This is a genomic window from Pseudarthrobacter cremeus, from assembly GCF_051857465.1.
In the GTDB taxonomy this organism is placed as follows: domain Bacteria; phylum Actinomycetota; class Actinomycetes; order Actinomycetales; family Micrococcaceae; genus Arthrobacter.
The window spans coordinates 217,483-232,550 of sequence record NZ_JBPZHC010000003.1 but is presented as its reverse complement, the minus strand read 5'-3'; the positions used below and the strand labels follow the sequence as shown (position 1 = coordinate 232,550).

Sequence of the window (15,068 nt, the reverse complement as noted above, 5' to 3'; positions counted from 1 at the left end):
TGGGCCCGGCCAATCCGGACCCGAATCCGGGATGTTACGCCGAGCTCTGCCGCTTCCCGGAGTCCACTAGGTTTAGGCAGAGACGGGGGACCCAGAGTCCGGGCCTTGGCATTTTGCCGGCCCTCGGGGTGAAGCCGCAATGGGGCGCGGCCGGATGGCCTCATCCGAACCCGACAGCTAACTCCGCAGGCGTTGAGAGGTAATCACCCATGTCTGGATCAACCCAGTCGCGCGTTAGCGCGCGCCAAAAAGCTGTCCACTCCACCCAACCCACCACGCCGGATTCCCGTTTCAAGAACGGCTTCCTGCACAGGAAAAGCCCGCGCACTCTTGCGTTCGCTGCCGCTGCCGTAGCTGCACTCCTTGCAGTTTCCGCCTGCGGCCAGGCCCAGGACCAGTCCTCCAGCGCCGCCGGCAGCGAGCTCAGCCCGGTCACCGACACGTCAGGCCAACAGTCGCAGGCCCCTGCGGCTGAAACACCGTCCCCCTCAGCCACCACCGAACCGCCCGCGGCACCGGCAGCCGAGGCACTCCCGGCACCGGCCCCTGCACCCGCCACTATGGCACCCGTGCTGGCACAGGCCGCCGCGCCCGCGCCACTTGCCGCCACGGGCGGCGCTGCGCCGCTCGGCGTTCCCGGAAACTGGACGATGGCGTTCAACGATGACTTCAACGCCCCGTCCCTGGACGGCACAAAATGGTCCAACTGCTGGTTCTCTTCGAACTGCGGCACCATGAACAAGGTCAGCACCAGCCCCGGCAACGTTGCTGTCGCCGGCGGAAATCTTGTGCTGACCCTCAACTCCGCGACGTCAGGGGCGCTGGTCTCGACGAACCCCAAGGGCGGCGCCACCACCGGTTACCAGTTCGGCACCGGCTATGTCGAGGCACGGATCAAGTTCCCCGGTAACGCCAACGGCCTGTACAACTGGCCCGCCTTCTGGACCACCGGCCAGTCCTGGCCGTCCACTGGGGAAAACGACATCGCCGAGGTCCTCAAGGCCAAGATGACCGTGAACTACCACTCAACGTCCGGCGCACAGAACCAGGGCACGGTCCCCGGAAACTGGGCCAACGATTTCCACACCTACGGCCTCCACCGTACGGCCACTTCCTCGGACGTCTACTATGACGGCGTCAAGGTCAAGTCCTACCCCACCAACGACGGAAACGCACCGCAGTACATCGTCCTCAACGTCGGTGCCGCATCCACCAACCCCACCTACGGAGCTGCATCGCAGGTCCAGGTTGACTACGTGCGCGCCTGGCAGTAATTTCAGCCGGCCAAAGTTAAGGCGGACGGACGACGACGGGGCTTCCCGCAGCCGTCCGGCCGCCTTTGCTGTGTAATACCACAGTTATTCCCCGCTACCCCTCGGAGCGCGGTACCCCTCCAGTACACTCTTGCAATGAGGTTGCTTTACGCAACAGAAAGCGTTCCCAACCGAGACCCCGTGCTAGGCGACGGCAGCTCGATGATCCCCTACGAGCTGATCAGGCACCTCCCCGCGGACGTCACTGTCACGCTCCTGACGTATGGCGGTCCGGTACCTGTTCCCGATGACGTACGCGGGCGCTGCGAAGCAGTGGTCATTTTGCCCACCCGCCCCCGCCGCTCGGCGCTGCTACGCTCAGCTTTTGGCCTGAACGGCCTCGGAAAGCACGAACGGTCCACACCCCGGGCCACTGGGGCGGTATCCGAACTCTCGGCCAGCCATGACGCCACACTGATCCACGGTCCGCATGCCCTGTTCCTTTCCCACTACGTCCGGGGGCCCCTGGTCCTGCAGACAGTGGACCCCTGGTCCATCCGTGCGGGCATGGACACCGCCATCGCAGGTGGCCTGCAGAGGCCGGCCTACCTGGCCAGGGAACTCCAATCCCTGAGGGCGGAGCGCCGCCTCCCCCTGCGGGCGAGGCTCCTCACTGTGGGGGCCCAGGATGCCGTTGCCTGGTCGGCCCGGCTGGGCCGCCCGGTCAGGAGCATCCCGAACGGTGCCGAACCTGCAGTCCGGACCGGCAGTACGCGGACTGCGCCGGTGGCCTGTTTCGTGGGAAGCCTGAACTACGGCCCCAACATCGACAGTGCCTCTGTCCTTGTTAACAAGGTCGCACCGCGGGTGTGGCAGCGGATTCCCGAAGCCAGGTTCGTACTCGCCGGCCGCCGTCCCACCCCTGCCGTCCTCGCCCTCGCCGGGCCAAGAGTGAACGTTCTGGCGAACGTGCCATCCGTCGTCGACGTATTCGACGGCGCCGACGTTGCAGTATTTCCTGACGAACACGGAGTAGGGATACGGAACTCTGTACGCGAGGCGCTGGCCGCCGGCGTTCCCGTGGTTGCCACGCCGGTGGCCGCCAGGGAACAGGATGCCCATCCGTTGCTGAGCATTGAAGCTGACCCGGAACTTTTCGTGGACCGCGTAGTGGAAATCCTGTCCCGCCCGCCTCGCGCGGGCATGGTCAGCGAAGCACCCGTCCGGACGTGGCAGACCGTGGCAAACGAATACCTGGAGGAGCTGCGCGCAGCGATCAGTTCCGCAGGCGCCGGTCAGCCGTTGGGAAACCGGAACGCATGAAGGACACGCCTGGAGACCTGGCACGGACCGGGGTCATGGGCGCCGTGTGGCAGGGCGCAGCCTTCGTTTCCGGGCGGGTCATCGTCCTGATCACCACCATCGTGCTGGCCAGGCTGCTTTCTCCCCATGATTACGGCCTGGTGGCGCTGGCACTTGTCCTGATGGCCTATGCCGAGACCATCGCCGACGCCGGGGTTGCGCAGGCCCTGATCTACTTGCCGGGTGAGGGGGTGATCGCCCGCTCGGCCCTGCTGATTTCCGTTGGCCTGGGCATGGTCCTCGCCGTGAGCGCCTTCCTCGCGGCGCCATGGATCGCCGCGGTTTTCGGCCTTCCTGACGTCGCTCCCCTCGTTCAGGTGCTAGGCGTGTCGGTGCTCGCCACGTCCTTCGGCGCGGTTCCGGAGGCGCTTCTTCGACGCGACCTGCAATTCAAGAAGCTGACTGTGGCGCCCGTGATGCGTGCCGCCACCATGGGTACCGTGACCCTGTCTCTGGCCTTTGCGGGCTACGAGGCCTGGTCATTGGCAGTCGGGACGGCCGCGGGATCCGTTGCCTATGCCATAACGTGCTGGATCCTGATCGGGTCCAACGGGCCATGGCAGGTGTGGCGCGTCAGCAAGGCTGCCCTCGGCGCCACCATCAACTACGGGGCACCCGTGGCGGGCAGCAACCTCCTGGCCCGGCTGATCTTCGACGTCGACTACCTCATCATCGGGCTCCTGCTGGGAGCCCAGGCCCTGGGCTACTACACCCTGGCGTTCAGGCTCCCCGAGGCCCTGATCCTGAACATCTTTTTTGTGCTCTCCACCGTGCTTTTCCCGCTCTATGCCCAAGTCAGAAGCGATCCGGAGAGGCTGCGGGACGGCTATCTCATGAGCGTGCAGATCCAGACCCTCTACGGGATCACGTCCGGCGTCGGACTGGCCATCCTGGCGCCCCTCCTCGTGCCCCTGCTGTTCGGACAGCAGTGGACCGACGCTGTCCTGCCCCTTGTCTTCCTGGCCCTCTACGCCGCAGTGCGGTCCCTCGGCGCCGGCGCCAACGACGTCTACAAGGCACTGGGCAGGCCCGGCCTTTCGATCGGGATCTCGGTGGTCCGGCTCGTGATCCTGGTGCCGGCCCTGCTGTTTGCCACTCAGTGGGGAATCGTGGGCGTTGCCTGCGCACAACTGGTAGTGGCCTTCGTGTTCGCCTGCGGAATGCAGACCGTGGCGGCCAAGGTGATGAAGATCAGGCCACGCCGCCTGGTGCGGGCTGCGCTGCCGGGCCTGGTCTGCGGGGCCGCTGTGGCCGTGACCGGACTGGGCACACTGGCCCTGCCGCTCCTCGGTCCCGTGACCACAACGGCAGCGGTGGTCATCGTGGCAGTGGGACTCGTCTACGCGATTTTGCGGCTGCGGTTCGCCACCCTGCACGATGAGTTGTTGAAGCTTGCGCGCAGGACCTAGCTTGTGTGCTCCTGGCTTGTGGGCACTGCGGGCCTGAGGCCGGCTCAGTCAGCCTTCAGACCCGGTCAGCCTTCAACAACGTGCCGCCACAGCCAGTAATCGCGGTCTGACGCCACTGCCGCACGCAGCTGGCCAACCGCCCGCGCGCCGTCAGCTTTGCCGTCCAGCCGGTATGAGAGGGTTGCCGCGGACCGGGCCCAGGTGGCGATCACCAGCAAGGGAAGCAACCCGGCTTCCACTCCCCTGGATTCCAGATGGCTGGCCAACGGGGCATTGGCCCAGCCGCCTGGCCCGAAAGCCTTCTCAAAGGCCGCAACCTGGTTTTCCCGGGAGAAGGCGTGTTCGCGCGATTCACTCAGGTACTGGAAATAGAAGACCAGGTCATGGCCCGGAACGCCGTCCGTACGCGCCCTCTCCCAGTCCACCACCTGGAGGCTCCCCTGAGGTTTGAGGAAGAGGTTGGGGTGGCTCAGATCGCCGTGCTCGACGACGGCGGGAAGTTGAACAGTGCGCAGCGGCTCAAGCTTCCGGTGCGTATGTTCCACCAGCGCCCGGGTCTGGGGTGCCTGGGACACCAGCTCAGTGAGGGCCTCCAGCGGCCCGCTGATGGTCCGTTCATACCAGTCGCGATTAAGGGCCGCGGCCCGTGTGCAAGGCATGCCGTCCACGAAATCGGTGCCCGCGCTGACAGCACGGGTGAGGTCGGACGCCACCCTCCGCGGATCGAGCGGGTCGCCGGTGACAGCGGTTTCCACCAGGACCGCGTGGGCGCCGACATCCTTGAGGGTCACGATCTCCGGAACGCCCGCAGCCGGACCGGCACCTCCGGCAGCGAGCTCCCTCAGGACGCGCGCTTCATGCCGCACGCTGTCGTTATCACCTGGTTGACGCGGCACCTTGACCACCAGGCTCGCCTGGCGCGCTCCCGCCGGGAAAATAAGGGCCACCACATGCCGGGACGTGACGAAGCGGGGCGTCAGCAGCACGCTCTCCCAGCCGGCGGTAAGACCGTACTTCCCCAGGTCAAGCTCCTGGTGGTGCTCATTCAGGAAACGGTCAATGAATGTCACTGCTGCTCCCCCCTCGGGGCTTTCGCCCCACGATGGTACCGCCAGGAATGGCCAGCTCGAACATGCCCAATGCCAGCGCCACGTGCGCGGCAAAGGCTTTGGCGCTTCCAAAACGGACGTCCTTGTGAAGGGACAGCGTGTCCTTGATCCCGGCGTCGGAAGTAACCGGAACGAGGCGGGCGGTGGCGTCCAGCGAGGGCGCGTTCCAGTACACGGCGACATCCTCATAACCATCGCGGTGAAAGGCCCGCTTCCACCCGTTCAGCGTCCGGGGCCCCGATTTTGCCAGCAGGGACCGCCGCGCCTGCACGCAGATCCAGCCCCCGGGTTCCATTGCCGAGCCCGCCGTTCTGAAGAGTGCCCAATCGGGTGCTGCCAGTAAAACCAGATCGAATTGTCCGCCCGTGTTGACCAGCCCGTCCGTGCTGCGTTGGGGCACCCGGATCTCCACTGCCCCGGGATCCAGCAGGTGGAGGGCGGAGTCAAGTTCGGCGCCGATACTGCCGCCATAGCCCACCGTCCCTGCCTGAAGACCCGGCAGGAGGAAGCGCCAATCCAGCAGCCTCCACAAATGCAGCGCCAAGGCACCCTCTGAATCCTCATCTTCGCCGGCAGCTGGACCCGGATAGCCTGCCTGGCTGCGCGCATCCGCGCTGGCGGGCGTGTCCGCGGAAGATGCGGGGGTGAGCATGCGCCAGAGAATTCCGGTTGCCTCACGTTGAACCAGCTCCGGAGGCCGTGCGGCGTCGAGGATGACGCTGCGCGGCAGCTTTCCCGACAGCTGCCTGTAGGCCTGCCTCCAGCCTTCCAGTATTTCCGGGGAATGTTCGCCCTTCCGTTCGAACATGACCGCGCCGGATACGTCAAGGACCATCAGCGCATCGGGGTCGGGGACGAGGGCGAACGCGAGGGAGTCCACGGCGGTGCCCTGGGGTCCGGAACCCCCGGTCCCCGGCAGCAGGGCATCGTAGACAACCCGGTCCATGAGGACGATCCGGCCCAGCAGGCTGAAGCATCTGGCCGTCAGGCCGCCCCGGATAACCCGGAACACCTTCTTGGCACTGCGGCCCCCGGGGATCCGCCGGAGCCAGGAGTCCCAGGGCCCGGCTCCCCACAACCCCATGTACACGTAGCGTGTGGGCAGTGGTATCGCGTCTTTGAGCCCGTGCAGCAGGGTGGTCTTGCCGGCACCGTCCGGTGCCATCACCCCCACCACGGGACCCCGCCCCCGGACCCTGGCTCCGAGCCGGCGCAGCACTCTGCTCCGCAGCGCAAGCAGCCGGGGCGGAGTGCCCCTGGCGGCCCACAAGGACCGCATTCGTGCTGCGGTGGCGGGAACGTCGTCGAGCCTGCCCGAGAGCACCACGTCCAGGAGCCGCCGTGCCGTGCCCTGACCCATCCGGCGGTCGACGAAACGGGCAAGTGCATCTTCGGCCGAGGCCGCCTCAGCCGCGGACCGGGCTGCCTCTTCCTTGGCCGGAGTCACCTCTCCTTTGTCCAGGAAAAGGTGAAGCAACAGCAACCAGGCCTTATCCCCCTCAGCAGGCAGCCACAGCGAACCGCAGCGGATACGGCGGCCGAGGCACCGCCGCGCCAATGCCGTCCGCCACTGCTGGTGCGGACCGAAGGCAACCTCGGAGACGACATCAAGCTTTGCCCAATAATCCTCCCCCGGGGAATACGCGAAGTAGAAACGGTGGCTCCCGTGACCAGGGGCCAGCACCCGGCGGAAACCGGCATTGCCTAAGACACCATCCAGGCTTGGCATCAATTCTTCTGCAATGAGGATGTCTACGTCACCGGAAGGCCGTGCGAGGTCGTCTTCGCCCCGCAGGAGCAGCCACGGCATTCCAGAGTTCTCCAGCGCCTGCAAGGCCATGTCCACGTTCGGTTCCACGGTCTGCGCGGGGTCGATCGGGTTAGGGAGCGTAGTCATACTGCACCACCCAATCGACCTGCAGATGCCCGGATGTGTTTGCCGCCGGATACGTTCCATCGGCGCGATCAGACGTTTCGGCCTGCAGCGTCCATCGCATCGGAGTATCGGGAACACCTGCGGGCAGCGTGGTCTGGTCGATGAGGTGGTCGTCGTAAAACCACTTGACCTTCCCCGGCGTCCACTCGGTCGTCGCGACATGCCAATCCCCGGGTCCTGTGGAGGTGAACGTGCGCTCCGCCGGATCGAACTTCATAGGGCCTTCGGTTAAAGACCCCTTTATGGCCGAGTTTCCGTAAAGCGCGCCATCGAGTCCGCCCTCCGGCCAGTCAATTTCTCCTTCATTCCAGTTATCGCTGGCAGGCCACAGCAAGAAGGCGATTTTGTATCCTGGCATGGAATCGTACCTGAACCTGATGGAATACCGGCCATAATTCTTACCGTCATAGCCAAAAGGAATAACGCTGGCCACGCGCGGGGTTCCGGCTTCCGTGTGGAGAAAATAGTCGAGGTGTCCATCCTTTACCGAAAGGACTTTATCCGGCACGTACGTCCCCCTCCCCGAACTGTCGGCAAAGCCGGCGTAACCCCTCATGTCGGAACCATAGACGTCCCCCACCTGCCCAGGGGCAGCCGGCACCGAAAAGTCCTGCGCACCGGATTGGTTCCATCCGGGAAGATTCCCAAGGGGCATTTCCGTTGACCTTTCTTCTATAACGATTGGAATCCAGAATGCCCCCGTAATAAGCGCCGCAGCCGCAGTGGTACCGAAGACAATTTTCCTGAGAAAGGAGCGGCTAACGGGCTGACTTGATTCTGAAGATACTGACTGTATCGTTACTGTAGACATTTTCGGCAGCGACTCCATTCTCAAGCAGTCCCTCCAGCCTGGGTAAGTAATCGGCCTCAAAACGCTGTCTTTCTACCGCATCACGCTTTTGGTCCTCAGAAATAATTACGTAGTTGTTTTCGGCTCCGCGAAGGCGGTCAGCATAATCGCGTAGCCCCTCCACGCTGATATCTCCGTCCGCCTTCTTGAAGTATTCAACCAGCGACGACACAGCGCCCCATTGTAAAAAGTGCGGATAATTTGGTCCGATCAGATGGGGAAAAAAGTACTTCGTATCAAAAACGAGGTCTCCGGCCTTAGTATTCATATCAAGCCACTGACTCGCGGCCACGACGTCTTTGGAAATGCGGTTATCCGCCTCAGGCTGGAAGTGGACCACAGTGAACAGCAGTGCCATCGCAGCCAGAGCTGCAGTCGCCCCCGCAACGGCCTTGGAGGAGCGAACGGGCCCTGACCAGAAGAACCAGGCCACGCCAATGGACAGCCAAGGCAGGGAAAAGAGGAACACTCTGAAGCGACCCTCCCCGCCGTACGACTGGGCCAGGAGGCTCAGGATCGGTGCAAACGCGAGCCATGCCACTACCAAGGTGGTACGCACGTCACCCTTGATAATGCGCCGGACGAATCCCGCAAGCGCCAGCAGGCCGGTCAGGAGCGTCAGTACCGCCGCTAAGTGCGCCAGGGTCTGCCCGGTCAACACCCAGGTCCCCAGGACCACCGCTCCGGGCTCGGGGGGCTTGTAGCCGGTGTTGGCAAAGATATCGAAGCCGGTGAACAGGCCGTACTTGCCTTTGATATAGGCCAGGTTCGGAACGAGGTAGGCAAGGGCGATGGCCACCAGACCCAACCCGAGCCACCGGGCCCGGAAATAGCCTGCGAAGAACAGAGGGAAGAGCCCCAGGATGGCCATGTATGGCGTCAGTTGGTGGCTGACGACGATGACGGTCTGCAACAACAGAATTGCCACGATTGCGCCGGCCTGCGCTGCCATGACCGGCTGCCCCCATTTCTCGGCCACAGGGGTGGGCTGCCGCTTCTTGAACCGCTGAATTATTGAGAATCTTTCAAGCCGCCCCTCGAATCCGGCAAGGGCCCGGATCGGGTCATTGCGCAGGAACGTGAGCGCTATCAGGCACATCGCGAGATACATCGTGTATGAAAAGGACTGCGGCGAGTAATAGTTCTGGTTTACCCAATTGGACAGCGTGAACACCAGGGTCGCGGTCCAGTAGATCCGGGCACGGCCCGTGATGGACCGCGCAATGGCCAGCACAAGCACGGCGTCAACGAGCGCGAAACCGGTCTCAGCCCAGGCCGCATAGTCCAGTGCGTTCCGGTATCCCATCACATCGCCAAGAAAGGCACTCAACGAAAAAAAACCGGGCCACCGGTTGTAGATATCGATGGATGGATCGACCTGGCCTGTGCCAGAGATGAAGTTCGTGACAGCGATGTGTTTGTAGGTCCAGGGGAAGCGGGGGACCGAAGCCAGCAAGGCCGGCGTCGCATAAAGCATCAGCACCAGACCGGTCAGCGACGCGCTTATCAGCCGGGGTGAGAACATCCGGTGTGCCACCGTCCCCCAGATGCAGAGGCCAACCACGAGCGCCACACCAACAAACCAGACGGGCGGAAGGACAGTGAGGAGCCCAAAGTCGTCCAACTCCACCTGGGGAGTCATGGCCAGACCAATCCCCCACAGCGCCGCCGAAACGCCAAGGATCAGCCATGGAAGCACCAGCCGCAAGCCACGGGCCGGACGAACTGCCACCCTGCCGGGCGGATTAGGCCCAGGTCCGTTCTCGACGGAACCGGGAGCCGCCCTTCCCGGGATCAGGAAAACTGCAGCAGCGGAGCACAGGAGCACAACGGCGGCTACGGGACGCGGAGCCCAGAGTCCGGACCATGCCATCACAACAGCCAGTATGGCGTAAGCGGCGGCGCTGGCGGCAGCTGTCCAGACGAGTTTCGCGGCGGGGTCCACCTTCGGGATCCGTGAAATCAGTACCCAGCCGGGAAGGGCCATACACATCATCAGTTTGAAGGCCGCGAGCATCGGGCCGCCGGCGTCCAGCAGGACGAAGACAGCCGCGATGGCACCCGCAGCGGCAAGGCCAATCTCGGCGTATCGGAGACCCTGCCCCGCACCGGTGGGACGTGGCGAAGGTGCGGAAATATCGTCCTGGATCAGTAAGGCCATGCCGTTGCAACTCCTAGGTAGGTTCGGGCTTAGCGGTGCGCGTGGCCATCAGGGTGCCCTGCCGGGACCAAACCCGCGGGCAAGGAAGTAGTTGAAGGGGCCCCGTGCCACCCACAACAGCTCAGTGCGCAGTACCCTCGCGAGTTGCAGGTCAGCAGACGGGGCGTCCTCTGGACGCTTTTCGGCGGCCAGCCTCCTGTTTTGGACAAATTGCCTGGCCACGCCGCTGCTCCGGGCCAGGGCGAGCCCGGATGTCTTCGGATCAAGAAGGATCTTGGTCATCCAGGCCCCCAGCCCGCTGCCATAGCCGCGTGCCTGGGCAAGGAGATCCGGCAATCCGTCACGGTGGCGGTGCCAAACAATCGCGGACGGCTGCACCACCAGGGCGTATCCTTCGAGGATCACCCGGCAAAACATGTCGATGTCCTCACCGCCGCCGGTCCGGGTTCCCACCCCCAGGGCTGTGTCGAAGCCGCCGAGCCTGATCGCTTCGAGCCTGTCCAAGGCAAAATTGGCGCCGGTCCCGAAAACGCCGGGGCTGAAGGGAAACTTGGGGAGATCCTCCGGGGGATCCGCGAGCGAGTAGACCTCGGGGACCAGGGAACTGGACCAGTTGACCCTGCTGTCAAAGTATCCCTGAGCGGGTGAGCGCAACTCACCGGCCGGGACCAGACCCGTGACACAGGCAGTCCCCGGGGAGCGCTCAAACCCCGCCGCGATCTGCCGTAACCAGAGGGAGTCAACTCTAACGTCGTCGTCAGTAAACGCCACAATGGCGCCCCTGGCCTTGAGCAGGCCCGCATTCCGCGCCCTGGACAGTCCAGGCGTCGGTTCACAAATGAGCGTTACCCTGGAATCGGTGAACTCGTTCCTGACCATGTCCCGGGTCTCGGCGGTCCGTCCCGCGTTATCGATCACCAGCACTTCAAAATGCGGGTAATCGAGGGCAAGGATGGACGTCAGTGCCCCTCGCAGCTGGGCGGCCCGGTCCCGCGTGCAGACGACAACCGAGATGAATGGCAACGACGACGGGGAATTCTGCGGTATCCGGGGCGGAAGGGCAGCAACGGCTTCCTCGAGTCCTGCGGGGTCCACCGAACCTTCCGAGATCGCCACATCGATGAAACCACGTACCGCGGCACCCTCCCGGACGAGCAGCCGTGCGCGCGTGTAGCCCTGGTGTTGATGCAACCTCATGGGCTGGCGGGCAGGAACGGTTTCCAGGTCCACCGTGCCAATCCAGCGCGCGCCGGGCCACTCCGGCGCGGAGAGGCTCTCCATGGCCGGAGCAAGCAGATAGTCCGATTCTTCGCTCGCGGGAACCAGTTCGTCGATGCGTTCGCTCACTGGACCTCCCTCCACGGTGCATCCATAACCAGGGTCCCGGGGGACATGTGGTCCAGGCGGACGGCGTTGCGCCGGCCGCGCACGTATCCTGCGGCCGTGCATGCCAGCACTGCCACGACAGCGCCGGCACGTCCAAGCCCTTGCGGGTTGTCGCCCCGGCTCCAGTCCCGGATGCCGGAGAAGAACGCACGTGGCAGGGTGCTGCGGACATACCGCCGTTCCGGGCCGAGTGCCCGCTTGTGGCCTACGATCTGGCTGACCTGGGCTTTGGAGATCCCTTCGGACCAGGACCTGGACAGCATGTAACGGAGTGTTCCGCGTTCGGCCGGCACGTGGTGGCGTACCAGGGCGGCCGGTTCATAGACGATCCGGGACCCCGGTGATCCCATCTTGGAGCGGATGCAGATCTCCGTCTCCTCGCAGCCAAGCGGCAACGTTCCCTGCCGGCCCAGAGCCAGGTTGAAGCCACCCACCTGGCGCAGGACCTCCAGCCGGAAGGACATGTTGGCTCCGATGACATTGCGGACCTCGGAGGCGACCCTGGGCATTCCCCGGTGGCTGCATCCGACGATCCAGTCGAGTTCTTCGCCGAAGTAGCCGGGGCGGCCCTTTTCCCAAACAGGTTCAACCCGTCCCCCTACAGCGAGGACATCGGGGTCGTCATAGAGGACCAGCAACCGCTCCAGCCAGTCCGGTGCCGCTTCGGCATCGTCGTCAAGGAAAGCCACGATGTCGGAGTCCGCCAGGCCCACCCCGGTGTTTCGGGCTCCGGAGAGTCCCCGCGGGCCGGTGCTTTCCACGACGGTCACGTCATCTACTATCTCGATCAGCCGCTCGTAGAGGTCCTCGTTGTGATCGATGACCACCAGGATTTCCTGCGGCTGAACAGTCTGGGCCCTCACGGATTCGATGACGTCCAGCAGTTGGTCCCAGCGCCGTTCTGTATACGCACAGATGACAACGGAGACCGTGGCCGTGGCCAGTAGGCCGGACATCCTAGGCACCCCCGACGACTGTGAGGACACTCTGAGGGTCTGTGGGTGTCCGGGGAAACCGCACATTGGCATAGGCGTATTTGACCCTGCGAAGTGCTTCCGGCCGGGCTCCGGCCGTGGGGGCCTCCCACATGGTGCATTCCCGCGCCATGGTTCCCAGGACACGCCATCCGTCGCGGAATGTCTGAAGATTGGATGCTCCGGAGATCCTGTCAAGCTCGATACTGGGAACTTCGGCGATCCGAAGGCCGGCCCGGGCTGCGCGGACAATAAGTTCGGTCTCGATTTCGAAGCCGTCCGATTCCAGCTCCAGTACCTCCAGGCATTCCCTGCGGAAGGCGATGTAGCCGTAGCAAAGATCTGAGTAGTTGCTGTGCAGGACCACGTTGGCCAGCCCGGTCAGGGCACGGTTTCCCACGTTCCGCAGGCGGGTCAGGTCCTCGGACCCACCGCCGGTGACATAGCGGGATCCTTTGACGAAGTCGTAGTCATGCTGGAGCGGGGAGACGAACCAGCCGATCTCCTGCGGATCCATACTACCGTCGGCATCCAGCATCACGATGATGTCGCCGGAGGAGGCGGCGAATCCGGACCGGACCGCCACTCCTTTGCCTTTGCGACGCTCCTGGACCACCACGACGTCCGAACGAAGGGCCTTGGCGACTTCGATTGTGTTGTCCTCTGACCTCCCGTCGACGATAACTACTTCATCCACATATGAGGGCATGCGGCGAAGGACCCAGGGAAGATTTTTTGCCTCATTCAATGTCGGTATTACGACGCTGACGGATGCCATTGCGGCTTCAAAGGCCGGGAGGGGATTAGTAATTGAGAGCTGGGTGGAAATGGACAAATGCCTCACCACTTCATGACGTTTGCGGATTTCTTCAACGTCCCGCTCACCGAGGACGGAGAGCGCGACACAAGCGCTAATCCGGTCGTGGTCTGGTCTCTGGCCCCAGCTCTCATTTGCCATTGACTCTGGCCGTAGGGAAAAGCCTACGGTGGGACCAAACCGGTGTCACCAGTAGTAGGTACTCACTTTTCGCCGCCGTCCGCTCCTGTTCGTACGTAAGTAAGGGGGTGGCGGATCGGTGCGAATCTTAGGGATAGGGGATTTCCGGCGGTCCAAATTCTTAGGTATTAGGGGGTAATTAGGATTTGCTTGCCGGGGCGGGAACCTAGGGCTATGTTTAGTCTTACTGGGGTTTTCCGTCGTTCTGGGCTGACGGTTTCGATGCCTCCAGCCGGACGAGTTCGAAGACACTCACGCCCAGGAGTTTCCATGAACAGCAGACGCCCCATCAGCTGGCTTGTTCAGGCAGTTGTCTTGGCCACGATCTCCGGGGCAGCCCTGGTGGCGACGGCTCCGGCTTCTTCGGCGGACCCCGTCTACGGCACGCAGAGCCTGGCTTATTCCGGTGTGAGCAACCCTCCGACCTCCGACAAACCGCAGAGCAAACTGTGGTGGAATGACGGGTCCTGGTGGGCGGACATGTGGACGACCGGTACCGGATGGAGCATTTACCGACTCGACCGTAACACCGGAGCGTGGGTGGACACGGGCGTGGTGAACGACGCCCGCGGCAGCACCCTTGCAGACACACTCTGGGACGGCAGCCACCTCTATATTGCCTCGCACGCGGTGACAATCACCGGAGACGGAACACCCAAGCCATCGCTTTCCGGGCAGCCCGCCAAGCTGTACAGGTACAGCTACTCCGGCGGCAAGTACACCCTGGATGCAGGCTTCCCCACCCAGATCACCAACAACTCCAGCGAATCCATGACCATCGACATTGACTCGACCGGGGGCGTCTGGGCGACGTGGACCCAGGTTGCCGGCGACGCGACGGCTGGATTCACCAACACGGTGTACATGAACTTCTCCGCGAACAGTGGCGCCACCTGGGGGTCACCGTTCGTCCTTCCCGTCACCAATCCCAACCCTGGACCCGACGATATTTCGGCGGTAGTAGCTTTCGGAAACGACAGGATCGGCGTGATGTGGAGCGATCACGTCACGGATTCGGTGTGGTGGGCCACCCACAAGGACGGTGACCCTGCCACGGCCAGCGGGTCGTGGAAGATTCAGCCGGCACTTAGGGGCAAAGGCCAGGCTGATGACCACGTTAATCTGAAAACACTGCAGGCTGATTCCACCGGACGGGTCTTCGCCGCCGTCAAGACAAGCTTGAATGACACCTCCTCAGACAAGACTCTTCCGCAGCTCCTGCTGCTCGTTTTCAAGCCCGGAACCGGTTCCTTCTCCAGCTCCACCATCTCAACCATTGCCGAATGTGTCTCACGTCCCCAGATCGTCCTGGACACCCAAAACAACCTCGTCCGGGCCTTCCAGACGGCGCCACCCACTTCGGTGAGCAGCTGCGCGTACTCCGGAGTGGCAGGAAGCATCTATGAAAAGACCGCTTCCATGGATAACCCGGTTTTCACAGCCGGGAGGGGCACACCGATCATCCAGAGTGCCTCGTCCTCCAACATGAATGACGTCACTACATCGAAGCAGAGCGTGAACAGTTCCACCGGCCTCGTTGTTTTGGCGAGTGACAACGTGGCCAAGCGCTACTGGTTCTCGGACCGTTCCTTGGGCACAGCGCCCCCGGCCGCCCCGACAGCCTCCTTCAC

At 63.6% G+C, this 15,068-nt stretch carries 11 protein-coding genes and 1 riboswitch; of the genes, 4 read left to right on the top strand and 7 right to left on the bottom strand.

The window, feature by feature from the left end:
- The first annotated feature begins 30 nt into the window (after positions 1-30).
- A riboswitch (cyclic di-AMP (ydaO/yuaA leader) is annotated at positions 31-206 on the top strand.
- A gap of 3 nt (positions 207-209) precedes the next feature.
- From ACS5PJ_RS07640 to ACS5PJ_RS07630, 3 genes are all read left to right on the top strand, one after another.
- The gene (locus ACS5PJ_RS07640; RefSeq protein WP_439434317.1) at positions 210-1,274 is read left to right on the top strand and encodes a glycoside hydrolase family 16 protein; all 1,065 of its coding nucleotides are present in this window, start codon (positions 210-212) and stop codon (positions 1,272-1,274) included.
- A 135-nt stretch (positions 1,275-1,409) separates the two neighbouring features.
- Entirely contained in the window at positions 1,410-2,576 is a 1,167-nt protein-coding gene (locus ACS5PJ_RS07635) for a glycosyltransferase (RefSeq protein WP_439434316.1), read from the top strand.
- On the top strand, positions 2,573-4,024 hold the full coding sequence (locus tag ACS5PJ_RS07630) for a lipopolysaccharide biosynthesis protein (protein ID WP_439434315.1): 1,452 nt from the start codon (positions 2,573-2,575) through the stop codon (positions 4,022-4,024). The genes ACS5PJ_RS07635 and ACS5PJ_RS07630 overlap by 4 nt, the downstream gene beginning before the upstream one ends.
- Positions 4,025-4,089: 65 nt before the next feature.
- Here ACS5PJ_RS07630 and ACS5PJ_RS07625 read toward each other — a convergent pair whose 3' ends face one another.
- The 7 genes from ACS5PJ_RS07625 to ACS5PJ_RS07595 all read right to left on the bottom strand — a co-directional run bounded on the left by ACS5PJ_RS07625 (position 4,090) and on the right by ACS5PJ_RS07595 (position 13,218).
- Positions 4,090-5,094 carry an aminoglycoside phosphotransferase family protein gene (locus ACS5PJ_RS07625; RefSeq protein WP_439434314.1) on the bottom strand — a complete coding sequence of 335 codons (1,005 nt, stop codon included), beginning with the start codon at positions 5,092-5,094 and terminating at the stop codon, positions 4,090-4,092.
- Positions 5,081-7,030 carry a hypothetical protein gene (locus tag ACS5PJ_RS07620; RefSeq protein ID WP_439434313.1) on the bottom strand — a complete coding sequence of 650 codons (1,950 nt, stop codon included), beginning with the start codon at positions 7,028-7,030 and terminating at the stop codon, positions 5,081-5,083. Before ACS5PJ_RS07620 ends, ACS5PJ_RS07625 begins: the two co-directional genes overlap by 14 nt.
- On the bottom strand, positions 7,014-7,625 hold the full coding sequence (locus tag ACS5PJ_RS07615) for a glycoside hydrolase family 16 protein (RefSeq protein WP_439434312.1): 612 nt from the start codon (positions 7,623-7,625) through the stop codon (positions 7,014-7,016). Before ACS5PJ_RS07615 ends, ACS5PJ_RS07620 begins: the two co-directional genes overlap by 17 nt.
- Positions 7,626-7,827: 202 nt before the next feature.
- Entirely contained in the window at positions 7,828-9,651 is a 1,824-nt protein-coding gene (locus ACS5PJ_RS07610; protein WP_439434311.1) for a hypothetical protein, read from the bottom strand.
- A gap of 477 nt (positions 9,652-10,128) precedes the next feature.
- Positions 10,129-11,427: a glycosyltransferase family 2 protein gene (locus ACS5PJ_RS07605; protein ID WP_439434310.1), complete on the bottom strand. Its 1,299-nt coding sequence runs from the start codon at positions 11,425-11,427 to the stop codon at positions 10,129-10,131.
- Entirely contained in the window at positions 11,424-12,422 is a 999-nt protein-coding gene (locus ACS5PJ_RS07600; protein WP_439434309.1) for a glycosyltransferase family 2 protein, read from the bottom strand. Before ACS5PJ_RS07600 ends, ACS5PJ_RS07605 begins: the two co-directional genes overlap by 4 nt.
- Position 12,423: 1 nt before the next feature.
- Complete coding sequence (locus ACS5PJ_RS07595) at positions 12,424-13,218, bottom strand: glycosyltransferase family 2 protein (protein WP_439434308.1); 795 nt, start codon at positions 13,216-13,218, stop codon at positions 12,424-12,426.
- A 489-nt stretch (positions 13,219-13,707) separates the two neighbouring features.
- On the opposite strand from ACS5PJ_RS07595, the gene ACS5PJ_RS07590 reads away from it, so the two are divergent.
- Positions 13,708-15,068 (top strand): hypothetical protein (locus ACS5PJ_RS07590; protein WP_439434307.1); only part of this gene is annotated, 1,361 nt, incomplete at its 3' end.

Bases quoted from the DNA above. Each gene is read 5' to 3' on its own strand.
- ACS5PJ_RS07615 (WP_439434312.1), bottom strand. From the start codon at position 7,625: ATGAGGGGTTACGCCGGCTTTGCCGACAGTTCGGGGAGGGGGACGTAC.
- ACS5PJ_RS07630 (WP_439434315.1), top strand. From the start codon at position 2,573: ATGAAGGACACGCCTGGAGACCTGGCACGGACCGGGGTCATGGGCGCC.
- ACS5PJ_RS07640 (WP_439434317.1), top strand. From the start codon at position 210: ATGTCTGGATCAACCCAGTCGCGCGTTAGCGCGCGCCAAAAAGCTGTC.
- ACS5PJ_RS07595 (WP_439434308.1), bottom strand. From the start codon at position 13,218: ATGGCATCCGTCAGCGTCGTAATACCGACATTGAATGAGGCAAAAAAT.
- ACS5PJ_RS07620 (WP_439434313.1), bottom strand. From the start codon at position 7,030: ATGACTACGCTCCCTAACCCGATCGACCCCGCGCAGACCGTGGAACCG.
- ACS5PJ_RS07635 (WP_439434316.1), top strand. From the start codon at position 1,410: ATGAGGTTGCTTTACGCAACAGAAAGCGTTCCCAACCGAGACCCCGTG.
- ACS5PJ_RS07600 (WP_439434309.1), bottom strand. From the start codon at position 12,422: ATGTCCGGCCTACTGGCCACGGCCACGGTCTCCGTTGTCATCTGTGCG.